This window comes from Fictibacillus sp. Mic-4 (genome assembly GCF_049843615.1).
Lineage (GTDB): Bacteria > Bacillota > Bacilli > Bacillales > Fictibacillaceae > Fictibacillus_A > Fictibacillus_A gelatini.
Genome location: NZ_JBBHZM010000022.1, coordinates 41992 through 64121 on the forward strand (window position 1 = coordinate 41992; position 22130 = coordinate 64121).

General features: G+C 40.2%; 18 protein-coding genes, 16 tRNA genes and 1 rRNA gene. 2 read left to right on the forward strand and 33 right to left on the reverse strand.

What is annotated here, in order from left to right; all coding sequences use genetic code 11:
* Window positions 1-83 precede the first annotated feature (83 nt).
* Window positions 84-575, forward strand: coding sequence for a GNAT family N-acetyltransferase (locus WD019_RS14145; protein WP_026677198.1), 492 nt, complete (start codon window positions 84-86; stop codon window positions 573-575).
* Between the two features lie 40 nt (window positions 576-615).
* Here WD019_RS14145 and gltP read toward each other — a convergent pair whose 3' ends face one another.
* The 15 genes from gltP to queG form a co-directional block, all read right to left on the reverse strand.
* A complete protein-coding gene (gltP, locus tag WD019_RS14150) occupies window positions 616-1881 on the reverse strand; it encodes a glutamate/aspartate:proton symporter GltP (protein ID WP_026677199.1) in 1266 nt (421 codons plus the stop codon).
* Window positions 1882-2334: 453 nt separating this feature from the next.
* Window positions 2335-2607 carry a DUF2642 domain-containing protein gene (locus WD019_RS14155; protein WP_154657927.1) on the reverse strand — a complete coding sequence of 91 codons (273 nt, stop codon included), beginning with the start codon at window positions 2605-2607 and terminating at the stop codon, window positions 2335-2337.
* Between the two features lie 134 nt (window positions 2608-2741).
* Window positions 2742-4109 (reverse strand): hemolysin family protein, encoded by a 1368-nt coding sequence (locus tag WD019_RS14160; protein ID WP_425711917.1) that lies wholly within the window; start codon window positions 4107-4109, stop codon window positions 2742-2744.
* Window positions 4110-4280: 171 nt separating this feature from the next.
* Window positions 4281-6029: a phospho-sugar mutase gene (locus WD019_RS14165; protein ID WP_425711918.1), complete on the reverse strand. Its 1749-nt coding sequence runs from the start codon at window positions 6027-6029 to the stop codon at window positions 4281-4283.
* Between the two features lie 191 nt (window positions 6030-6220).
* Window positions 6221-7771, reverse strand: a complete 1551-nt coding sequence (locus WD019_RS14170; protein ID WP_026677202.1) for a bifunctional GNAT family N-acetyltransferase/carbon-nitrogen hydrolase family protein — start codon at window positions 7769-7771, stop codon at window positions 6221-6223.
* Between the two features lie 73 nt (window positions 7772-7844).
* On the reverse strand, window positions 7845-8498 hold the full coding sequence (locus WD019_RS14175; RefSeq protein ID WP_425711919.1) for an HAD family hydrolase: 654 nt from the start codon (window positions 8496-8498) through the stop codon (window positions 7845-7847).
* 83 nt (window positions 8499-8581) lie between these two features.
* Window positions 8582-9430: a ComEC/Rec2 family competence protein gene (locus WD019_RS14180; RefSeq protein WP_425711920.1), complete on the reverse strand. Its 849-nt coding sequence runs from the start codon at window positions 9428-9430 to the stop codon at window positions 8582-8584.
* Window positions 9431-9524: 94 nt separating this feature from the next.
* Complete coding sequence (gene yhbH, locus WD019_RS14185; RefSeq protein ID WP_026677204.1) at window positions 9525-10691, reverse strand: sporulation protein YhbH; 1167 nt, start codon at window positions 10689-10691, stop codon at window positions 9525-9527.
* Between the two features lie 207 nt (window positions 10692-10898).
* Window positions 10899-11066, reverse strand: coding sequence for a hypothetical protein (locus WD019_RS14190; protein WP_169729201.1), 168 nt, complete (start codon window positions 11064-11066; stop codon window positions 10899-10901).
* 54 nt (window positions 11067-11120) lie between these two features.
* Window positions 11121-11678: a signal peptidase I gene (gene lepB, locus WD019_RS14195; protein WP_026677205.1), complete on the reverse strand. Its 558-nt coding sequence runs from the start codon at window positions 11676-11678 to the stop codon at window positions 11121-11123.
* Between the two features lie 228 nt (window positions 11679-11906).
* Window positions 11907-13802: a PrkA family serine protein kinase gene (locus tag WD019_RS14200; RefSeq protein WP_026677206.1), complete on the reverse strand. Its 1896-nt coding sequence runs from the start codon at window positions 13800-13802 to the stop codon at window positions 11907-11909.
* A gap of 355 nt (window positions 13803-14157) precedes the next feature.
* Window positions 14158-14631 carry a tRNA (uridine(34)/cytosine(34)/5-carboxymethylaminomethyluridine(34)-2'-O)-methyltransferase TrmL gene (gene trmL / locus WD019_RS14205; protein WP_425711921.1) on the reverse strand — a complete coding sequence of 158 codons (474 nt, stop codon included), beginning with the start codon at window positions 14629-14631 and terminating at the stop codon, window positions 14158-14160.
* Between the two features lie 92 nt (window positions 14632-14723).
* Window positions 14724-15614, reverse strand: a complete 891-nt coding sequence (locus tag WD019_RS14210) for an amidase domain-containing protein (protein WP_425711922.1) — start codon at window positions 15612-15614, stop codon at window positions 14724-14726.
* A gap of 81 nt (window positions 15615-15695) precedes the next feature.
* A complete protein-coding gene (locus WD019_RS14215; RefSeq protein ID WP_026677208.1) occupies window positions 15696-16232 on the reverse strand; it encodes a methylated-DNA--[protein]-cysteine S-methyltransferase in 537 nt (178 codons plus the stop codon).
* Between the two features lie 105 nt (window positions 16233-16337).
* Window positions 16338-17480: a tRNA epoxyqueuosine(34) reductase QueG gene (queG, locus tag WD019_RS14220; protein ID WP_026677209.1), complete on the reverse strand. Its 1143-nt coding sequence runs from the start codon at window positions 17478-17480 to the stop codon at window positions 16338-16340.
* An 89-nt stretch (window positions 17481-17569) separates the two neighbouring features.
* Here queG and WD019_RS14225 point away from each other — a divergent pair, with 89 nt between their 5' ends.
* Window positions 17570-18226, forward strand: a complete 657-nt coding sequence (locus WD019_RS14225) for a B3/B4 domain-containing protein (protein WP_425711923.1) — start codon at window positions 17570-17572, stop codon at window positions 18224-18226.
* A 102-nt stretch (window positions 18227-18328) separates the two neighbouring features.
* Here WD019_RS14225 and WD019_RS14230 read toward each other — a convergent pair whose 3' ends face one another.
* The 18 genes from WD019_RS14230 to rrf all read right to left on the reverse strand — a co-directional run bounded on the left by WD019_RS14230 (window position 18329) and on the right by rrf (window position 22047).
* Complete coding sequence (locus tag WD019_RS14230; protein ID WP_425711924.1) at window positions 18329-19924, reverse strand: FMN-binding glutamate synthase family protein; 1596 nt, start codon at window positions 19922-19924, stop codon at window positions 18329-18331.
* Between the two features lie 196 nt (window positions 19925-20120).
* Window positions 20121-20205 (reverse strand) — tRNA-Leu (locus WD019_RS14235).
* A 32-nt stretch (window positions 20206-20237) separates the two neighbouring features.
* Window positions 20238-20326, reverse strand: a tRNA-Leu gene (locus tag WD019_RS14240).
* Between the two features lie 17 nt (window positions 20327-20343).
* Window positions 20344-20418: transfer RNA gene (locus tag WD019_RS14245), tRNA-Cys, on the reverse strand.
* A 9-nt stretch (window positions 20419-20427) separates the two neighbouring features.
* Window positions 20428-20502: transfer RNA gene (locus WD019_RS14250), tRNA-Gly, on the reverse strand.
* 8 nt (window positions 20503-20510) lie between these two features.
* Window positions 20511-20585, reverse strand: a tRNA-Gln gene (locus WD019_RS14255).
* A 6-nt stretch (window positions 20586-20591) separates the two neighbouring features.
* Window positions 20592-20667, reverse strand: a tRNA-His gene (locus WD019_RS14260).
* A 4-nt stretch (window positions 20668-20671) separates the two neighbouring features.
* Window positions 20672-20745 (reverse strand) — tRNA-Trp (locus WD019_RS14265).
* 20 nt (window positions 20746-20765) lie between these two features.
* A tRNA-Tyr gene (locus WD019_RS14270) sits at window positions 20766-20850 on the reverse strand.
* Window positions 20851-20936: 86 nt separating this feature from the next.
* Window positions 20937-21012, reverse strand: a tRNA-Thr gene (locus WD019_RS14275).
* A gap of 143 nt (window positions 21013-21155) precedes the next feature.
* Window positions 21156-21231: transfer RNA gene (locus WD019_RS14280), tRNA-Phe, on the reverse strand.
* A gap of 33 nt (window positions 21232-21264) precedes the next feature.
* A tRNA-Asp gene (locus tag WD019_RS14285) sits at window positions 21265-21340 on the reverse strand.
* 19 nt (window positions 21341-21359) lie between these two features.
* Window positions 21360-21436, reverse strand: a tRNA-Met gene (locus tag WD019_RS14290).
* Between the two features lie 148 nt (window positions 21437-21584).
* Window positions 21585-21660, reverse strand: a tRNA-Val gene (locus WD019_RS14295).
* Window positions 21661-21670: 10 nt separating this feature from the next.
* A tRNA-Glu gene (locus WD019_RS14300) sits at window positions 21671-21745 on the reverse strand.
* A gap of 9 nt (window positions 21746-21754) precedes the next feature.
* Window positions 21755-21846 (reverse strand) — tRNA-Ser (locus WD019_RS14305).
* Window positions 21847-21848: 2 nt separating this feature from the next.
* Window positions 21849-21923: transfer RNA gene (locus WD019_RS14310), tRNA-Asn, on the reverse strand.
* Between the two features lie 8 nt (window positions 21924-21931).
* Window positions 21932-22047 (reverse strand): 5S ribosomal RNA (rrf, locus tag WD019_RS14315).
* Window positions 22048-22130: the final 83 nt, after the last annotated feature.

A 22130-nucleotide genomic window follows, 5' to 3' on the forward strand; every position in this document is an offset into this window, starting at 1 on the left:
AATTAATGAGATTTACTTCTCCCCAAAAAACAAAATTTTTTGTAAAATGCAACTATATCACTTTTATAAGGAGAAAGATGCATATGATTACTTTAAGAGAAGGCAAAGAAGAAGATGTTCCCGCAATTTTAAAGATCTATAATTACTTCATCGTCCATTCAAATGCGACATTTGACCTGGATCCTAAGAGCTTAAAAGAACGGAAGGAATGGTTTTCCCATTATGGGGGCAAATATCCGTTAATCGTCGCAGAAAACAATGGAGAGGTCATTGGTTATTGCTGTTTATCACCATTTCGTTCAAAACCGGCCTATTCGAATTCCGTCGAAGTTTCGATTTATATCGCGAATAACCAACAAGGAAAAGGTGTGGGAAAACTGCTCTTATCAGATATTATTAAACGGGCCCGTGAAATCGGCCACCATACAATCATTGCCGGGATTTCGGATGACACGGGAAGAAGCGCCGGCCTGCATCAACGAATGGGATTCGAATTCGTCGGCCGTTTTAAAGAAGTCGGATATAAATTTGGCCAGTGGCAAGATGTTTCTTTTTATCAGCTGTTGCTTAAATAATGAAAAAAGCTCAACGCTTTATGCGCGAGCTTTTTTCATATTAAGAGGCTTGTTTAATTTCTTGAAGGTATTGCTCACCTTTAGCTGCATCGTATTGTTTTTCCCATTTCGACATAACGACGGCTGCCAAAGAGTTGCCGACCACGTTAACGACTGTTCTCATCATATCCAATATACGATCGATCCCGGCAATAAATGCCAGGCCTTCAGCAGGTATTCCTACTGATCCAAGCGTTGCAAGAAGCACGACGAACGATACGCCCGGCACACCTGCAATCCCTTTTGACGTAACCATAAGAACGAGCACTAACGTGATTTGTGTAGGAATCGATAAATGGATGCCATACATTTGCGCGATAAATAACGCGGCGATTGCTTGATAAAGTGTTGAACCATCAAGGTTGAACGAATATCCTGTCGGGATAACGAACGAAGTAATCGCTTTCGGACATCCGAACTTCTCCATTTTCTCCATAATTTTCGGAAGAACTGTTTCTGAACTTGACGTTGAATACGCTAAAATAAGCTCGTCCTTTAAAACACGCAAGAAATGGAAAATGTTTACCCCGGCAAGTTTTGCTACGAAACCGAGAACAATAACAATAAAGAAAATCATTGCAGCATATACTAATATCACCAGTTTACTTAATGGAACGAGCGATGATAACCCGAACTTAGAAACCGTTACGCCAATTAACGCAAATACGCCAAATGGAGCGAACTTCATCACCAGGTTAGTTACATAAAACATCGCGTCAGCCGTACCCTGGAAGAACTTCAATACCGGCTTCCCTCTTTCTCCGACCGCTGCTACACCTAAACCGAAAATAACGGAGAAGAAAATGATAGGAAGCATATCACCTTTTGCAAGTGAATCAAACAGATTGCTAGGGACGATATTGACAAACGTATCAATCATGCTATGGTGCTGAACGCTTTTTTCTGTTTCAACATAGGACGAAATATCCGTCTTCTGAAGCGTTTTCATATCCACGCCAGTTCCTGGATGGAATATATTTGCCAATAACAATCCGATTATAATTGCAAACGTTGTGATAATTTCAAAATAAATAATTGTTTTTCCGCCTAATTTACCCAACTTCTTTATATCACCGACACCGGCAACACCGACAATGATACTTGAAATAACGATCGGAATTACGATCATTTTAATTAAACGGAGAAATATATCGCCAATCGGTTGTAAGTAAGTAGCCACTTTAGGATTTTCGAAGAATATTGCCCCAACGATAATCCCCAATATAAGCCCGATTAAGATTTGCCAAGCAAGTCCTATTCTTTTCATTCAATCACCTCTCACAAAAATTGCTATTCTAGTTGAACTATACTATTATTTTAGTATTTTAGTAAAAAGGTTGTCAAAGACAAAAATTTCATATTACCACTTTTAAAAGCAAAATAAAATGCTTATTTTCCCCTAAATTACAATTAAAATCGACAATTTTCTTCATTTTCATCAAAATAAATTTGTTATTTTCTGATAATACAGAATTTAAAATGAGTTTTTTTAAAATTTATATAAAAAGCATGATGATAACATGGTACGATAAATTAGCCTTAATAGACCGAAGCCGTTTGAAAAACTTGGAACTATTGCTGCAAAATCGGGGTGATATTAACCATTCCCACTTTGTTTGTTACATGATGCGGCCTTTATCGTTGGCTAAAGATTTATTTATGCTATAGAGAAAAAACAGCCCTCCAACGAAATGGAAGGGCTTTTCACTGTCTACGTTCTTTAAATCGGGAAAAGAGCAATGATTTCACAAATACGAATGATCGCACGTTCATTACAACCGTTTACCCGAATTTGAACAATGATAATGTCCCTGCCGACCATCACTAATCTTCCACGAAATACTTGTCTCTCTGTATCGACCTGGACACGCTCGTTAATTAATCTTCTGGCTTCGCGTCTAAATGTATCGCAATGGCCAAACGCGTTGCCGCCTACTCCGCCGCATCCGCAGCCTCCGCCAAAAAAACCCATACTATTTGCTCCTTTCTTCATCGATTTTCACCAAACCGATGGTACTAATAGTTAATGCATGTTCACAGTACTTTGAAAGGGACAAACAGTCTGGTTCAAACGCTGATATTTTTATAAAATCAAAAAAAGAAGCTAGACTTACTAGCTTCTTAAACCTAAAACGTCTGCTCTTTTTCCATTCTGACAAGAGAATCACCTTTGACTTCCGGAGTATAAATGTCCAAACTCTCCTTACTTTGCTCTTCTTTATGAACTTGAATTCTTTTCACCTGATGCCCATCGATTTCAAGCACTTCGAATTGGAGGCCGGCAAACGAAATAATTTCTCCTTCTTTTACCTCAGGATTTTGAGATAAAATCCATCCACCGATCGTATCTAAATCCGAATCATCAATTTCAATTCCGTATAGATCATTGACTTCGGAAATTAGAACTTTGCCATCAAGAATGGTTTGTTTTGGCCCTACTTTTAAAATCATAGGTGTTTCATCAGTGTCAAACTCATCGCGGATCTCGCCGACGATTTCCTCTAATATATCCTCTACCGTGACAATCCCTGCCGTCCCGCCATATTCGTCCATCAAGACAGCCATATGGGCTTGTTCTTTTTGCAATTTAACAAGCATTTCCTGAATCGGCATGGTTTCAATGACACTAAGCAACGGGCGCAAATAGCTTTTAAATGGCTTTTTCACCCCTGCCATCAAGTCATAAAAGATTTCTTTGACATTGACCATCCCGATAATATGGTCTTTATCTTCCTCAACAACTGGGTAGCGGGTATATTTCTCGGACGTAATAATTTCAAGATTTTCTTCAAACGATTTATTTAAATATAGACATGTCATTTCCGCTCTTGGCACCATAATTTCTTTCGCGATGCGGTCATCAAATTCAAACACTTTGTTTACATAACGGTATTCAGATTGATTGATTTCTCCGCTTTTAAAGCTTTCGGACAAGATCAGTCTGAGTTCTTCTTCCGTATGAGCCATTTCGTGCTCAGGTGCCGCTTTTAAGCCAAAAACCCTGGTCACTAAACGGGCGCTCCCGTTTAACAACCAAATAAAAGGATACATTACTTTATTGAAGAAAATAAGCGGCTTAGCGAGCATGAGGCTTATTTGTTCCGCTTTGTGGATCGCAATTGTTTTCGGCGCGAGCTCTCCTAACACAACATGTAAAAATGTAATTGTTGAGAATGCAAGTATAAACGAAAGAGTTGAAGAAACTGTTTCGTTCAAGTTCAAATAGTTAAATAATGGGTGAAGCAAATGATCAACCGTGTCTTCACCTAACCAGCCAAGAACTAACGAAGTCATCGTAATTCCTAGTTGAATTGCTGATAAATAACCATCTAAGTTAGAAAGAACTTTCCGGACGGATAGGGCTTTCCCGTTTCCCTCCTCTATAAGTTGATCAATTCTCGTTCTCCTTACCTTTACAATGGCAAATTCCGCCGCTACGAAAAAAGCGGTTAAAAGAATCAGAAATGCGACTAAGAATAAACTAAATATGTCCAAATAGACTGCTTTACTCCTTTAAGGTCTTCGTTAAAGGAATAAAGTTGACACCTCCTGTAATGTCTTATAATGAATGAAACACATTATATTAATTTTACAGAATAAATGAACACATCGTCAATTTTTTAGAACTAAAAACGCAGCCTCCGGGTTGGATGGCTGCATTTTCGATTATTTTGCAGTTGAATTTATTCGTTCTTCAACCATTTCCATCACTTCAGCTTTTAAGGATTCTAATGACTTTTCGCTTTCCTTAAGGGAAGAAGTGCAAACTCCAAAATAAAATTTTACTTTTGGCTCTGTACCTGATGGACGTAAACAGAACCATGATTGGTCGTCCAGCATATATTTCAGTACATTAGATGCCGGCAGCTGAATTTCTTCTTCTTTTTTCGTCTGAAGCAATGTCTTGATCCTTTCTTTGTAATCTTCAACATAAAGAACAGTTTTCCCGGCGACTTTAAGCGGTGGTTCAGAACGGAAACTTGACATAATTTGATCGATTTGTTCTGCTCCTGCTTTTCCTTTTAAGGTCATCGACTCTAGCCCTTCCAAATAACATCCGTATTTTCCATAAAGCTCAAGGAGGCCCTCATATAGATTTTTCCCTTGCAATTTATAATAAGCGGCCATTTCTGCAGCGAGAAGACATGCTTGAACAGCATCTTTATCACGGACAAAATCACCAACTAAATAGCCATAGCTTTCTTCGTAGCCGAATTGAAAAATATGCTCTCCTGTTTTTTCAAATTCTTTTATTTTTTCACCAATAAATTTAAAGCCTGTTAATGTATCTATTGTTGTCAAACCATAATGATCAGCAATTGCCCGGCCAAATTCCGAGGTTACAATCGTTTTTAAGACGACCCCTTTTTTGTTAAGTTTTCCTTGCTTTGCTTTTTGAGACAATAGATACTCCAGCATCAGCGCTCCAGTTTGATTTCCAGTTAAAACAACATATTCTCCTTGCAAATTTTTCACAGCCACTCCTACCCTGTCAGCATCGGGGTCTGTCGCGAGAAGAATGTCTGCATCTGCCTTTTTTCCATAACGAATAGCCCATTCAAATGCAGCGTGTTCTTCCGGATTTGGAGATTTTACAGTTGAGAAATCTGGATCCGGCTCCGCCTGTTCTTTAACTATCGTAACATTCGTAAAACCGATAGCCTTTAATCCTTCCTCTACTGGCGATTTAGCCGTCCCGTGCAATGGCGTAAATACAATTTTCAAATCATTCATCTCGTTAATGACTCTTGGATTTACAATGATCGTCTTTAACTGGTCTATATAAGCTTTGTCAATTTCTTCACCAACCATTTGAATGAGACCTGCATTTTTATATTCTTCTTCAGATTGAACAACAATCGCCAGTTCATTTTCAATTTCATTTACCTTTTGAATTACATGATTGGCTTCTTTTGGAGGGAGTTGTCCCCCATCCGGACCGTAAACTTTGTAACCATTATATTCCGGAGGGTTGTGGCTTGCTGTAATTACAATGCCGCCAAAAGCTTTTAAATACCGGACCGCAAATGAAAGCTCCGGTGTGGGACGTAATCCATTAAATACATATGTATGAACACCTTTTGAGGCGAGCGTTTTCGCTGCCTCCATTGCAAATTCGGGTGAATAGTGCCGCGAGTCATAAGCAATGACGATCCCTCGATTTGCGGCCTTTTCTCCCTGTTCTTTTATGTACTCGGCAAATCCTGCGGACGCTTTTCGGATCGTATAAATATTCATGCGGTTTGTTCCCGGTCCAATTTCCCCTCTCATGCCGCCTGTTCCAAATTCTAAATTTTTATAAAAACAATCTTCTAATATAGCAGAATTTCCTTCTATTTGTTCTAACTCTAAACGTAGTTTCGGCTCCAATTGAGAGTCATTGATCCATTTTTCATATGTTGTTTTCCAATCCATTTACATACCTCGCTTTCACAATTCATGATGGCCTATTTTTATTTATTCTGTCAGTTAGCGATTATTCCCTGCCTATGTTCCCTTTTTATGAAAAGATTAAGTCGACAATTACTAATAAAATGTAACAATCCATGTCGCTATTTCCCGGAAAATATCGAAATCAAAACGACAGGACCTTTATCCTGTCGTCTTTAAGGCATGCTTTTCTTTTTTTGAATAACTTCATAAAGATCCGTTCGGCGATCTCGAAGGGGTCTCACACTTCCTGTTTTTCGTTGCCGACGAAGTATTTCGAGATCAACATCACCGACAACAACTGTTTCGATGTTCGGATGGCATTCGCCGACAATGCCATCGCGGGGAAATGCAAAATCAGATGGCGTGAAAATGCCGGATTGAGCATATTGAATATCCATATTTTCTACCTGGGTCAAGTTCCCTACTGTACCTGAAATAACAGTATAAACCTCATTTTCTACCGCACGGGCTTGAGAACAATACCTCACTCGTAAATAGCCCTGGCGATCCTCTGTACAGAACGGAGTGAAAATAATATTTGCCCCTTGATTGGTGACAATTCGGGCAAGCTCAGGGAACTCAATATCATAACAAATGAGAATGGCGATTTTTCCGCAATCCGTGTCAAACACATTTACTTCATTTCCAGGTGTAATCCCCCACCATTTCCTTTCATTTGGTGTAATGTGAAGTTTATATTGTTTTTCAATTGTACCGTCACGGCGGAAAAGATAAGCTACATTGTAAATATTGCCTTCTTCTTCAACGAAATGGGAACCTCCGATAATATTGACATTATAACGGACCGCAAGTGTCGTAAACAATTCAATGTATTGCTCTGTAAATTCCGCCAGTTTTCGAATCGCCTGACTCGGACTCTTTTCTTCAACGAAAGACATTAGCTGGGTCGTTAATAGTTCCGGAAACACGGCGAAATCAGAGCCTTGATCGGAGGCGACGTCTGCATAATATTCCACCTGGGTTGCGAAATCTTCAAATGATTCGATCGTCTTCATCATGTATTGAATAGTTGTAATTCGTACCGGTTCGCTCGTTTTAAAATGGCGTTTTGTGTTGCTCGGATGATAATCGATATTGTTCCATTCCATCAAGGTGGCATACGTATTAGATTGTTTGTCATCAGGTAAGTAATGCCGATTGATACGCATCACAGTAAAGCCATTCATTAATTGAAACGTTAAGACCGGATCATAAATATTGTGCCTGACCACTTCTTTTACATATTCTCTCGGTGTCATTTCTTTCGCGTATTTATGGTAATTTGGAATCCGGCCCCCGATAATGATGCTTTTTAAATTAAGTTCTTCGGCCAATTCTTTCCGTGCTTCATACAGCCGTTTCCCAATTTTCATTCGGCGGAAATCCGGGTGGACCATCACTTCAATTCCGTATAAATTGTACCCTTCAGGATTGTGATTCGTAATATAGCCTTCATCCGTAATTTCATCCCATGTATGCTGATCATCATATTCATCAAAATTGACAATTAAACTTGAACAGCTGCCGATGATTTTTCCTTCAAATGTGACGCAAAATTGCCCTTCAGGGAATATGCGGAGATGACTTTCTAGCTGCTCCCTCTTCCATGGATCCATATTTGGAAAACAAAGCTTTTGCAGCTCTAATATTTCATCAATGTCTTCTCGTTTAATGTTTCGCAACTCCACTTTTTTTTCAAATTTTGATACGTCTAGTTCACTCATTTATTTCACTTCCTACTTTACTGATTAATGTTTTTTACCCTAATAGCAGTAGGATTAAACCGTTAACAAAGCATCAGGAAAACTTTTCGATCAACTCATTGAGCTGCATTTCCGCCATCGATTCCATTTGGTGATCCACATCGCCAAATGCTAATCCTTTCGTTATTTCATTTGGGATAACTACACAATAAAGCCCTGCACGTTTTGCGGCCAGAGAGCCATTAGCAGAATCTTCAAAGGCAATTGCCTCTTCCGGCTTGACGCCGAGACATTTTACCGCTTCAAGATAAAGGGCCGGATCAGGCTTAACGTTCTCGACATCATCCGCCGTTTTGATACACTCGAAATACGAAATTAAATTTAGCTTCGTTAAGTGTTCGGTAACCCATTTCCTCGTAGAGCTTGATGCAAGTGCAATTTTTAACCCAAGTTCTTTTGCCGCCTTTAAATAATCCTCAACCCCTGGAAGAGGTTGTTCATTTTCCAATAACTCAAGAGCCCTCGTCCGATGCTTTATGCGAAGATCATCCCGATCAACGGATCGCATGATTTGCCCTTCTAAATAGTCAAATGGATCAAAAGAATCTTTCGTTCCAATGCAAGTTTGCCACAATTCGAGCGGAAGCTTGCAATTATGCTGTTCGAAAATTTCTTCAATGGCTTGAAAAATTTTTGTTTCAGTATCTACGATTAAACCGTCAAAATCAAAAACAAGTGCTTTGATCATCTTTTCCACCCCTTTACCATTTCCTCTATTTTGCAATGAGGAGTAGAAATTATCAAGCGGTGACTTTGTCGATACGAAGGCCTTTATCGAAACCCGTTTGTTTTAAACGTAATCGTTTTTCCGTCGCTAATGGCGATTACTGCACCCAGCTGATCTGTACGATAGACCGTCATTCCTTGATTCATTAGCCGGTGAAGGACTCTTTTGGAAGGAAAATGATAAGGATTGTTTTTGCCAACTGAAATAATGGCTGTTTTGGCATGGACGGACTTTAAAAACGCTTCCGTCGTTCCCGTATTTGCGCCATGATGCCCGATTTTTATTACATCAGCACGGAGCTTCTTCTTCGACTGAATGAGTTCTTTTTCCGCATCTATTCCCGCATCTGCCATTAATAAAAATGAATTTTTTCCGTGAGTGATTTTTATGACGGCCGAATAATCGTTAATGTAGCGGTAATAAGATGATTTTGGCCCGAGCATGTCCACTTTAACGGAAAAGCCTAATCGAAAATTCACTCCCGCCTTTGCTCGTTCAACGGGAATGTTTTTTTCATTAATCGCTCTAAAAAGTTCATGGTAATAGTCGGTATCATACGGAAGGTTTGGCATATAAATTTTGGTTACAGGAAAGGCGCGAATGACGGCCGCCATCGATCCAATATGATCATGATGGGGATGTGTGGCGACAAGTACATCGATTTTTTTTACCCCTTCTTTTTGCAAATAACGAATGATTTCCTCCCCGTCTTTTTCATCCCCAGAATCAACGAGCATCGTTTTCCCATTTGGGCTTTGGACAAGAATGCAATCAGCCTGACCGACATCGATCACATGAATTTTCAACGGTTCAAACCATGCGCCGTGAACCGGTTGCGGTAAAATGATTAACAAATAAAATGAAATGATGAAAAAAATGATAGGACGTTTCAACACGATACTCCTCTCTTCGATTAGGCTATTAGTGTATGTCATTTTGCAAAAATTAAATCCGATATCCAGTACTGGATATCGGATTTGATGAACGCTAGACAACCGCTTCTTCTTTTTTAAAAAAGCTTTTCAAGGAATGATAAACATCGGCTTTTTCTTTTAAAATATAATAATAAAACTTCGGATCATTGATGTTTTTATAAACGCTCATTAATGTGGAATGGCGATTGTAAGCATTAACTTCTCCGTAACCAAACATATTGGAGTACTCCATTATTTCTTTCACGAGCTTTACACATCTGGCGTTATCGCTTGTTAAATTATCGCCATCTGAAAAATGGAAAGGATAAATATTATAACGGACGGGATTATATTTGGTTTCAATCAGTTCTAAAGCCTTTCGATATGCGGATGAACAAATTGTTCCCCCACTTTCCCCTTTTGAAAAGAAGTCTTCCTCTGATACAACTTTCGCTTCCGTATGGTGGGCAATAAATTCAATTTCAACTGTTTCATATTTCGATCGCAAAAAGCGCGTCATCCAGAAAAAGAAGCTTCTGGCCATATACTTTTCCCAAATGCCCATTGATCCGGAAGTATCCATCATCGCAAGCACAACAGCTTTGGATTCTGGTTTAATCACTTCATTCCATGTTTTAAAGCGAAGGTCATCATTATAAATAGGGCTGATTCCTGGCCTTCCTTCAAGTGCATTTCGTTTGAACGCAGTTAAAATGGTACGCTTTTTATCAACATTTCCCATTAATCCTGTTTTTCGAATATCGTTAAATTCAATTTTTTCAATGAAATTATCATCCGGTTCTTTTTGTTTTAAGTTGGGCAACTCCAGCTCTTTAAAGAGGAATTCCTCCAGCTCCGCAATGGAAACTTCCGCTTCAGTATAATCGGTTCCCGGTTTATCGCCCGGCTGGCCTTTCCCTTTACCTGAACCTGCTTGAGATGAACTTGAATCACGTGCAACGACATCTCCCACTTGGCTGTCACCATCACCCTGGCCTACATGTTTGTTTTTGTCATAGTTATAGCGAATTTTGTATTCGTCTAATGAACGGATAGGAATTTTAATGACGTCGCGTCCATTGGATAAAATAATATTTTCTTCACTAATAAGATCCGGTAAGTTATTTTTGATGGCTTCCTGTACTTTTTCCATATGCCTTTGATGATCCTGGTAACCTTTTCGGTGGAGGGACCAGTTTTCTTGGGAGACTACAAAGTTATTTTTTGCTTGCTCACTCATCGTTTTCCCCCCTCTAATTTAGTCGTGTATGTTACTCTATTTGAAAGTTTTTTCGTTATGTCATTTCTCAACCCCTTTAACCGTTTAGCAAAAGGGTTGGTTACTTTATCCTATGCTAGATATGAGGAGAATTGCTAATTAAATTTAGTAATATTTTAAAAGTAAAAAGCCCTTTTTCTTAAGAAAAAGGGCTTCTTCATATTTCGCTTATTTCTCTTTGTCATGTTGAACTGGATCCGGTGTTTTCCCCTGTTTTTCCAGTTCTTTATTTGTTGACATATGGTCCATCACTTTTCCATGTTCTTTCATCTCTTCAAAATCAGGCGTCATAGAACTGTTTTCCGGTTTTTCTACATATTGATCTTTCTTTGCCATAAGAGCATCACCTCTTTTGAAAAAAGAATACCCTATAATTGGCGAGTTGAAACCTTATTTCATGACTTGCATTTCGTGAAATGGCCAAAACCGTAAGTTAACTTCTCCAACAACTTGTTTCATATCGACAAAACCGATAATCCGGCTGTCTTCACTTTTTTGGCGATTATCACCCATTACGAACAATTTTCCTTGTGGAACGACTTTCTGTCCTGTGACTTCTTCCAGCGTAAAATCTTCAGTAAGTTTTCCTGGAGCCGCTTCTTTCTTATATTTATCGAGATAAGGTTCAGCTATTTTTTTGCCGTTTACATAAAGCTGGTCATTTTTATATGCAATATGGTCACCGGGGAGGCCGATGATCCGCTTAATATAATCTTCCTTCGGGGTGGCATGGAAAACGATGACGTCAAACCGTTCAGGCTTACTAATATCGTAACTGATTTTATTTATAATTAACCGATTGCCGTCCTGAATCGTTGGCATCATGGACTCCCCATAAACGATATATTGCTGAAATAAAAAACTTTTAATTAAAAACGCAATCACAAGGGCAACAGCGATCGCTTTGATCCAATCCCATAAACTGCTGCTTTTTTTCTTCTCTCCCATAGCTCACTTTCCTTTCAAACAGGAAACCCAATTGAATTGTTTTGTTCATTTTCATTATTGTAGGTTTTATACATTTTTAAACACGCAAATATACTATCACTGTACCATTATTTAAAGAAAAAATACAAGTTTGGGCACTTTCAAAAAGGCTTCTAACATTATCACATGATCTGGAAATATCCCTCTATCATGTAAAAAGCGCAACCTAAAAGGTTGCGCTTTTCTAATTTATCGATTAAGCAGGCTTCCTACATAACGTAACAGCTCATTAGCTGAGGTCGTCGTGTAGCCATGCTCATCCACAAGCCTCGCGATAACTTCGTTTACTTTTTTCAATTGGGCTTCATCCGGTGTTTTCGTTGATGTTGTGATTTTTACAACGTCTTTTAAATCAGCAAACAATTTTTTTTGAATTGCTTCGCGGAGCCGTTCATGCGAATTATAATCGAACTTCTTCCCTTTTCTCGCATAGGCGGAAATGCGGATGAGAATTTCTTCCCTGAACGCTTTTTTCGCATTTTCCGAAATACCGATTTGCTCTTCTATGGAGCGCATAAGTTTTTCATCCGGGCTCATTTCTTCTCCTGTTAACGGGTCGCGCAGCTTGTTTTTATTGCAATATGCTTCCACATTGTCCAGATAGTTATCCATCAATGTTTTTGCAGACTCTTCATACGAATACACAAATGCTTTTTGAACTTCTTTTTTCGCAATTTCATCGTATTCCTTGCGGGCAATAGAAATAAAATTAATATATCGTTCTTTATCTTCCTTTGTAATCGATGCATGATGGTCTAAACCGTCTTTTAATGAGCGAAGAACATCGAGTGCGTTGATCGATGGTATTTCTTTACGAATAATAGCGGACGAAATTCGATTGATGACGTAGCGGGGATCAATTCCGCTCATTCCTTCATCCGGGAATTCTTTCTTTAATTCTTCAAGATCGGCATGATTGTATCCTTCAACAATTTCGCCATCATATAAGCGCATTTTCTTCACAAGGTCCATGCCTTGCTTCTTTGAGTCTTTCAAACGGGTCATAACCGAAAATATAGCCGCCACTCTTAAAGCATGCGGAGCGATATGAACGTGGGCCATATCACTGGCTTTAATCATTTTTTCGTAAATGCGTTCTTCTTCTGAAACACGTAAATTATACGGAATGGCCATGACGATAATTCTTGAATGAAGAGCTTCATTTTTCTTATTAGCAATGAACGAACGATACTCTGCTTCATTGGTATGGGCAACGATTAATTCATCCGCGCTAATGAGCGCAAAACGTCCCGCCTTAAAGTTACCTTCTTGCGTAAGGGATAATAAATGCCATAAAAATTTCTCGTCGCATTTCAACATCTCCTGGAATTCCATCATTCCGCGGTTCGCCTTGTTTAATTCGCCATCAAACCGATACGCCCGCGGATCCGATTCTGACCCGTACTCCGCGATTGTCGAAAAGTCAATACTGCCTGTTAAATCGGCAATATCTTGCGATTTCGGATCAGATGGGCTAAATGTACCGATCCCTGTCCGCTTATCTTCGGAAAAGAAAATTCGTTCGACTAACACGTCTTCGATCCGATTATCATATTCTTGCTCTAATCGCATTGTATTTAATGGCGATAGGCTTCCTTCGATTCGAATTCCGTATTCTTTATAAAAATCTTCCCGCAAATGATGAGGAATTAAATGAAGCGGATCTTCATGCATCGGGCAGCCTTTAATGGCATAAACGGCGCCCTTTTCCGTTTTCGTATATTGTTCCAACCCTCTTTTCAAAAGCGTGACAATCGTTGATTTTCCCCCGGATACTGGACCCATTAGCAATAAAATACGTTTCCTGACATCAAGCCTTTTCGCAGCAGGATGAAAATATTCCTCAACGAGACGCTCAATGGCGTCCTCTAGCCCAAAAATCTCATTGCTGAAAAATTTATACACTTTCTGGCCATTTTCTTCCTCAATTCCGGCATCTTTTAACATATTATAGACTCTGGAATGAGCGGATTGGGCAACATAAGGACGTTCTTTTAAAATCTCAAGGTATTCTGCGAAGGTACCTTCCCAGGCTAGACGTCTTTCCTCTTCACGGTGCATTTGGATTTTGCGTAAAATATCCATAAGTACCCCCTTGCGTAATATTGGTGGTTCACCAATGTGTTAATCTACTTTATGCGAGGATGTCCTTAATCATTCGATGTCTTTACGATTTTTCCTTGGAATAAATTCAAAAAATAGAGAATTGTTAATCCTCCATTCACAGCGTCCTTTTTTTCGACTATAATTAAGCTAGAGATGGCCATACTATTTTTAAAGGAGGAGTAACGATGAGCTTTATCCTCATTTTAATTGTCATGTTAGCGTTTTTAACGGCTATTTTTACCGCGGGGTACAACGACCGCCCTGGAACAAAATAATACACGCTACATACAAAAACCGAAGTTGATCTCGAAAGATCCACTTCGGTTTTTAACTTTTAGATTAATTCAGGAAAATTTTGCTGCCTTAGTGCTTCATAAATTAAAATCGCAGCCGTATTGGATAAATTTAATGAGCGAATATTTTCGTTCATTGGTATGCGCAAACATCGCTCTTCATTTGCAAGACGCAGTTCTTCAGGCAACCCCGTCGTCTCTTTTCCAAAAACAAAAAAATAGTCAAGCTCAGGATCAGAATAATTAAAATCACTGTACGTGTTTGTACCAAATTTTGTTATATAAAAAAATTGGCCTTCTGGATAGGCAGTGAAAAAGTCCTCCAATGAGTCATAGTAATGGATATCTACGTGCTCCCAATAATCTAAGCCTGCCCGCTTTAATTGTTTATCATCCGTTGAAAAGCCGAGCGGCCTGATTAAATGTAATGATGTTCCAGTTCCGGCACAAGTTCTCGCAATATTTCCTGTATTAGCTGGAATTTGTGGTTGGTAAAGTACAACATGTAAAGCCAAAAAAGCTCACCTCTAATGTTTCCTTATTTCTCTTCTTACCAAACATTATAACACTTTTTTAAAAGATATAGCCTGGAAGAATGTTTGTCTTCTTAAGAAGATGAAACAATGCGGAAAAACTTATATTTAATATTTTCCGTATAAGCCGTTGAATCCTCATATCCCCAATATCTCATCCGGCTGTTTGTCGTATGGGCGTTGACAAGCGGTTCACCGACACTGTCTTTTCCTACTACAATCGTCGTATGGTCCCAGCGGCCATTCCCTTCAAAATCATAACAAATCACATCTCCGGGCATTAATTGATGGGCTGAAGAAACTTCTTGCGCCCTTAAGCCTGACCTGGATCCGCTTAAATGCCAGCGAAACGCATTAGCGACCGTCCAGCTAAAACTCCAGTTGTTTTGCCGAAACCACCATCCTTTTGTTCGAATCGTATGATCGGTCATGGGAATTCCTCCAGCATACAAGCATTGGGAAATATAATTCGTACAATCGACATCAAATGCTTTATATGCAGGATTAAATGTATTCCACCATCGCTCAGCGTACTTAACAGCCTCCAGCCGATTATATTCGAATTTCCGGTTAAAGGCAGGATCTATTTCCCGATCAATTTTAACCGTTTCTGACGGCTTTCCTTCAGGCGTTATCATCTCATCTGACACCATTACATCATCTATAAAAGTTGCCCTTCTCTCTTGCAATTGCTCTTCAATATAAAAATCAAAACCTTGCCGAATTAAATAACTGTAATGGACTAAATAATCGATCTGTTTCGTTTTTTCGATTGTTTGTTCCCTTAATACCCTTGCCTGAACGTTATTGTTTACAATATTCGCTTTCCGTTCTTCAAGCATTAGCTTTTTCCGCAAAAAACTTTCCCGCTCTCCTTCTTGTAAATAGCCTTCATGCGGTGTATCGGTATGAACCATCCATTCCGTTTGTCTTTGGATGTACTCTTTCAAATCATCAAACCACATAGTAAATTCCCCCGTCTATCATTGGTCATAATACAAACATATGTAAACGGGCAATAAAAAAAGAACCGTCGATTACGGCTCTTACGATGTTTTTTGATTTGATTTTCGTTCAATATTTAATAAAATTTCTTTTTTATCAAGTCCACCGCCATACCCAACGAGTGCGCCATTGCTTCCGATAACGCGATGGCATGGGATGACAATTGGGACAGGATTCTGGTTATTTGCGCTTCCTACCGCTCTTACCGCTTTTGGCGCACCGATGGCCTGAGCAATTTCTTTATAAGAACATGTTGTACCATAAGGAATTTTCCTTAATTGGTCCCAAACCTTTAACTGAAACGGGGTTCCAAACAAATCTAATGGAATATCGAAAGTTTCTAATGCTCCTGAAAAATAGCCCTCAATCTGCTCGATGACGGAGCGTAAACGATTGCCATCATGAATTAGTTCTCCTTTTAAATAATGTTTAGCCATCCATGATTCAAGCGAAGGCAAGTTTTCGTCTAATGTTCCAAACTCAATGCAGCAAACGCCGTTTTCCGTGGCCACAATCGTTAAAGGACCAATTAAGCTTTCCATTTCCTCATAATAGAGTAATGTCTTAATATTACACATAAAAATCCCTTCTTTAGCTCAGGTTAAAATTTCTTTTGCTTAAAGTCACCTTTAATTTTTTTCCTTAATCTCTATAGTAACGAACTTACACCGTCAATGCGATGATTATATTTCGCCTTTTTTCAACATTATTAAACCTTTTTCGATTTCTTTCTGTACATTTGTGTCCATTTCTTTCTTTTTCGCTTCAATTAATTGTTCTTTGATTCCTTCCCCCCCAATTTTACCTAGAGCCCATGCTGCTGTTCCCCGGATGACAGGACGAGGGTCTTCTTTCATCAAGTAAATTAGATCTTCATTTGCAGAGCCCTCTTTGAAATGTGCCAGAGCAATAATCGCATTACGCTGAATCGGTTTTTTTCCTCGCCAGGAACCGGAGATCTGTCCGAACTTTTCTTTGAACTCCTTATTGCTCATCCGAAGAAGAGGTTTTAATAGCGGCTTTGCCAATTCAGGATCAGGTTCCATTTCCGGGTGAAGGTGAAAATCCTTGCCTTTATTCTTTGGACAGACTGTTTGGCATGTATCACAACCATATAGGCGGTTTCCGATTTTGTTTCGATATTCATCCGGGAGAAAATCCTTTGTTTGTGTTAAAAATGCAATACATTTATTCGAGTCAAGCTGCCCGCCTTGAACAAGCGCACCTGTCGGACAGGCTTCCACACATTTATTGCACGTTCCGCACTGATCAACGGCAGGAACATCCGGAGGAAGGGAAAGATTCGTGAGCAATTCTCCTAGATAAACGTAGGAACCAAACTCAGGTGTAATAATGGCACAATTCTTCCCGCTCCATCCAATACCGGCGCGTTCAGCTACTGCCCGATCAGATAATTCGCCCGTATCAACCATCGATTTCACTTTCGCTTCCGGGTATTTTTGAATGATAAAAGCCTCTAAGAGACTGAGCTTTTCCCTTAAAATATAATGATAATCCTTTCCCCAGGAAGCCTTGCAAAAGACTCCTCTTCTCGCACCTTTTATACTTTTAGGAGGATTTTTTATTTTTGAAGGGTACGCTAGCGCAATTGAAATAATCGAGGCGGCACCGTCTAAAAGCAGCTGTGGATTCGTTCGCTTTTCAATATCGCTTTCTTCAAATCCTGATTGGTATCCAAGGTCTTGCTGAATTTTAAGCCGCTCTTTCAACTCATGAAAAACATCGGCAGAAGCAAAACCAATTTTGTCGATGCCAATTTCTTTACTATATGCAATAATTTCTTCTTTCAACTGGGCTCCTGTCATCTTAAGATCCTCCTTTCATATAAAAGTAAATAAACTATAGATTTATGTTAAAATATATACTAACATTTCACATTTGAGGTGAATTAGTAATGGTCGTAATTTCTGATGAAATAAAAGCACGTATACCTGATTTCAAATTGGGAGTGATTCAGTATAATGATATCGTGATTGGAGACTCCCCGCAAATGTTTAAAGGGAGATTCCAATTATTCCTAGAATCTTTAAAACTAGATAGCCAATCGGTGCAAGACCATGATTCAGTTAGAGAATGGAGAGCCATATTTAAAACGTTAGGCATCGATCCTTCCCGATATCGTCCCTCTTCCGAAGCCCTCCTGAGAAGAGCATATGGTGGCAAAGGGATCGGCTTTGTGAATTCTGCTGTCGATATCAACAACTTCTTTTCTTTAGAATATGGGATCCCTTTAGGCATATATAACGCCGGGAACATTTTCGGCGATATTGAAATACGGTTGGGAAAGGCTAATGATGAATACGAAGGGTTAAACGGCCGTTTAATGAATATGAATGGAAAACTACTTTCTTCGGACAGCTGCGGTGCTTTTGGCAGCCCAATAGTTGACTCGAAACGAACAATGATCAATGATTTGACATCGTCCGCGGTTCATCTTGTTTACGTTCGCCCTTCGATGAATGAAGATGAAGCGAAAAAATTGGTTCAAGCCATCGAAAAAATGTTTATTCAAATTCATGGCGGCCATTCTGAATCGTATATTGTCAAATAAAAAAGTGCAGGGCTTCATGTCAAACGAAGCCCTGCACTAAAACCTACAATACCTTGTTTTTATTATAGTCCCATTTTTCATAAATATAACTATTATTTTTATTTATGTTTTCAACGTTTTGCTTAATTGATTACTATCGTCAACTGAGTACACTTTTCCTTTTTTATCTTTGTAAATGATGTGCTTTTTTTCAAATTTGGTAGGAGAATCGATCCCGCAAGCGGCTGCCAAATTAAATAACCCTGATCGTAGCGATATAACATAATTGCATGTTCGGTATAACTTTTCTTCAATACTCAATGCCTTTTGCAATTTCGGATGGGTTGTCGCCACCCCAACCGGGCAGTTATTCGTATGGCATTGAAGTGACATAATACAGCCCACAGAAATCATAAATCCCCTCGCAACATTTACTAAATCAGCTCCCATCGCAAGCGCGACTGCAATCCGGTCAGGGGTAACCAGTTTACCAGACGCAATAAGTTTGACCCGATCACGGATTTCATATTTCCTCAATAATTCATCGACAATAAGTAAAGCGGATTTAATGGGAAGACCAGCGGAATCAGCCAGTTCTTGATAGGTTGCCCCTGTTCCACCTTCACCGCCATCCACTGTAATGAAGTCGGGTCCTTTGCCACTATTGGCCATAATAGCGATCATGTTCTCTAACGAATCAATATCACCGACAACGATTTTAATTCCTACAGGCTTTCCTCCGACATCCCTTAGCCTTTCAATGAAGTCAAACATTGTTTCAGGACTATCAAATTCATTAAAGCGGTTTGGACTGTCTACCGTTTTCCACGGTTCAATATTCCGCATTTCAGCAATTTCCGGCGTTACTTTTTCACCATCAACATGCCCGCCTCTCGTTTTTGCCCCTTGAGCTAATTTCAGCTCAAACGCCTTCACCTGTTCAATTTCACTTTTACGCTTAAATTCTTCCCACGAAAACTGGCCGTCCTTTGTCCGAACACCAAAAAGCCCTGGCCCAATTTGCATGATAATATCGACTCCGCCTTTTAAATGGTATTTCGATAAACCGCCTTCGCCTGTATTCATCCATGTTCCACCGGCTAAACCAAGTCCCCTCGATAAAGCGGTAATCGCCCTGTCCCCGAGGGCGCCAAAGCTCATGGCGGATTGACCAACTAACCCTTTCAGCTTAAAGGGATACTTACATGTCTGTTCGCCGATGATGATCGCCTCGTCATCCGTCAAATAATAGGGGTCTACCTCTACATCTATCCGGTGCTCTTTTCGTTTAAATAAATTTTCATTATCAATTTTGTACACTTTTGTTTTTATTTTTTGGCCGTTATCGATTTTCAACTCTTTCCGCTGTTTTGGAAATAACGTATTTCGGATAAAATAGCCTTCTTCTTCAAAATCTCTCATTGACCCAAAGCCAATCATTCGTTCATTGTATTTTCCAGCCTTTACGATATGCTGATAGTCATTTCGCGAAAAAGGTTTTCCTTCGTTATCATTGTTATATAAATATTGTCGTAGTTCAGGGCCGATTTTCTCAACAATGTACCTTATCTTCCCGAGAACAGGAAAATTTCTTAGCACGGAATGCTCTTCTTGTCTTGAATCTACGTAATACATCCATAAAATAAATCCAGCTGGAATAAAAATAACGAGAGCTAAAATGACAATTACGCTAATGACAAGATACCCTGTAACAGTCATAACATGCCTCCTTCAATTTTCGAACGATATTCAAAAAGCTATTGTTCCACCCTATGTAAAAACTTTTTTTCTAGACCTGCTTGTTTTTAAAAGATCCGCACTTACTATTCAATGCCCTAAATTAAAGGAAGCAAAACATGGGTAAAATAAAAAAGACCCTCAACGATCTCGTCAAAGGTCTTTGGTCCTATGTAAATGGTACCAGTGGTGGGAGTCGAACCCACACTCCCGAAGGAACACGATTTTGAGTCGTGCGCGTCTGCCAATTCCGCCACACTGGCATATTAATTAATAAGCTACATATATTCAAAAATGGTGCCGAGGGCCGGACTCGAACCGGCACGGTAGTCACCTACCGCAGGATTTTAAGTCCTGTGTGTCTGCCAATTCCACCACCCCGGCATGGGGAATATATGTATTGGAGGCGGCACCCGGATTCGAACCGGGGGATAAGGGTTTTGCAGACCCGTGCCTTACCACTTGGCTATGCCGCCAAAACATGATGGAGCGGAAGACGGGATTCGAACCCGCGACCCCAACCTTGGCAAGGTTGTATTCTACCACTGAACTACTTCCGCAAATAAATTGGCTGGGCTAGCTGGATTCGAACCAACGCATGACGGAGTCAAAGTCCGTTGCCTTACCGCTTGGCTATAGCCCAATAATATGGGGCGACTGATGGGAATCGAACCCACGAATGTCGGAACCACAATCCGATGCGTTAACCACTTCGCCACAATCGCCATATGGCAGGGGCAGCAGGAATCGAACCCACACCAAAGGTTTTGGAGACCTTTGTTCTACCTTTAAACTATGCCCCTATTATCAATAGGAAAATAAATGGTGGAGGGGGACGGATTCGAACCGCCGAACCCTGAGGGAGCGGATTTACAGTCCGCCGCGTTTAGCCACTTCGCTACCCCTCCATTAGAGACAAATACTATTTTACAAGATATTTATTCATTTTTCAAGAAGAAATTTTTATCACTTCTTGAAAAGAAACAGTGATTGATGGTGCCGACTAGAGGACTTGAACCCCCAACCTACTGATTACGATTCAGTTGCTCTACCAATTGAGCTAAGTCGGCGAAGCAATAATGATGTTCAACCAATACCGTTGTCTCTTCCTCTGCAAGAAGTTACTTTGCAGCAGCCTGCGTCGAGACAAGTCGTAGCACAATCGAAGAAGTAATGCTCCTTGCTCTATCAATTGAGCTAACTCTGCTCAAAATGGTGGCTCGAGACGGAATCGAACCGCCGACACGAGGATTTTCAGTCCTCTGCTCTACCGACTGAGCTATCGAGCCAATTGATTTAATATTAAAAATAACTTTTAGAAATGGCGGACCCGACCGGGATCGAACCGGCGATCTCCTGCGTGACAGGCAGGCATGTTAACCACTACACCACGGATCCATTATGTATAAATTCTTTTTGGTTGCGGGGACAGGATTTGAACCTGCGACCTTCGGGTTATGAGCCCGACGAGCTACCAGACTGCTCCACCCCGCGATGATATGAAAGTTAACGGACGATGTCAAGACTGAAGACTGTCTCTTCCTCTTCCAGATTCGCTTCGTGGTTTAATGCGTCGAGACAACTCGTAGTAACTCACGATGTTATGCTCGTTGCTCCACCCCGCGATGATATTTCGTATATATGGTGGAGGATGACGGGATCGAACCGCCGACCCCCTGCTTGTAAGGCAGGTGCTCTCCCAGCTGAGCTAATCCTCCAATATTGAAATGGTGACCCGTACGGGATTCGAACCCGTGTTACCGCCGTGAAAGGGCGGTGTCTTAACCGCTTGACCAACGGGCCATTATTTAATGGCGGAGAGCAAGGGATTCGAACCCTTGATACGGGGTTGACCGTATACACGATTTCCAATCGTGCTCCTTCGACCTCTCGGACAGCTCTCCAATGGCTCCACAGGCAGGACTCGAACCTGCGACCGATCGGTTAACAGCCGATAGCTCTACCACTGAGCTACTGTGGAATAATGAAGCCTGGCAGCGTCCTACTCTCACAGGGGGAAGCCCCCAATTACCATCGGCGCTGAAGAGCTTAACTTCCGTGTTCGGTATGGGAACGGGTGTGACCTCTTCGCCATCGCCACCAAGCCTTACGGTTTGCGTTTCTGACAAACCTTTTTATGTAGTTTGAGGTGTTCCCTCAAAACTAGATAACGTGTATTGTCCAAACG

What these genes read in the sequence shown, in the direction of transcription:
- WD019_RS14145 (WP_026677198.1), top strand. Translation starts at nt 84, where the DNA reads ATGATTACTTTAAGAGAAGGCAAAGAAGAAGATGTTCCCGCAATTTTA.
- gltP (WP_026677199.1), bottom strand. Translation starts at nt 1,881, where the DNA reads ATGAAAAGAATAGGACTTGCTTGGCAAATCTTAATCGGGCTTATATTG.
- WD019_RS14155 (WP_154657927.1), bottom strand. Translation starts at nt 2,607, where the DNA reads ATGAAGAAAGGAGCAAATAGTATGGGTTTTTTTGGCGGAGGCTGCGGA.
- WD019_RS14165 (WP_425711918.1), bottom strand. Translation starts at nt 6,029, where the DNA reads ATGGATTGGAAAACAACATATGAAAAATGGATCAATGACTCTCAATTG.
- WD019_RS14170 (WP_026677202.1), bottom strand. Translation starts at nt 7,771, where the DNA reads ATGAGTGAACTAGACGTATCAAAATTTGAAAAAAAAGTGGAGTTGCGA.
- WD019_RS14175 (WP_425711919.1), bottom strand. Translation starts at nt 8,498, where the DNA reads ATGATCAAAGCACTTGTTTTTGATTTTGACGGTTTAATCGTAGATACT.
- yhbH (WP_026677204.1), bottom strand. Translation starts at nt 10,691, where the DNA reads ATGAGTGAGCAAGCAAAAAATAACTTTGTAGTCTCCCAAGAAAACTGG.
- WD019_RS14190 (WP_169729201.1), bottom strand. Translation starts at nt 11,066, where the DNA reads ATGGCAAAGAAAGATCAATATGTAGAAAAACCGGAAAACAGTTCTATG.
- lepB (WP_026677205.1), bottom strand. Translation starts at nt 11,678, where the DNA reads ATGGGAGAGAAGAAAAAAAGCAGCAGTTTATGGGATTGGATCAAAGCG.
- WD019_RS14200 (WP_026677206.1), bottom strand. Translation starts at nt 13,802, where the DNA reads ATGGATATTTTACGCAAAATCCAAATGCACCGTGAAGAGGAAAGACGT.
- WD019_RS14210 (WP_425711922.1), bottom strand. Translation starts at nt 15,614, where the DNA reads ATGTGGTTTGATGATTTGAAAGAGTACATCCAAAGACAAACGGAATGG.
- WD019_RS14215 (WP_026677208.1), bottom strand. Translation starts at nt 16,232, where the DNA reads ATGTGTAATATTAAGACATTACTCTATTATGAGGAAATGGAAAGCTTA.
- queG (WP_026677209.1), bottom strand. Translation starts at nt 17,480, where the DNA reads ATGACAGGAGCCCAGTTGAAAGAAGAAATTATTGCATATAGTAAAGAA.
- WD019_RS14225 (WP_425711923.1), top strand. Translation starts at nt 17,570, where the DNA reads ATGGTCGTAATTTCTGATGAAATAAAAGCACGTATACCTGATTTCAAA.
- WD019_RS14230 (WP_425711924.1), bottom strand. Translation starts at nt 19,924, where the DNA reads ATGACTGTTACAGGGTATCTTGTCATTAGCGTAATTGTCATTTTAGCT.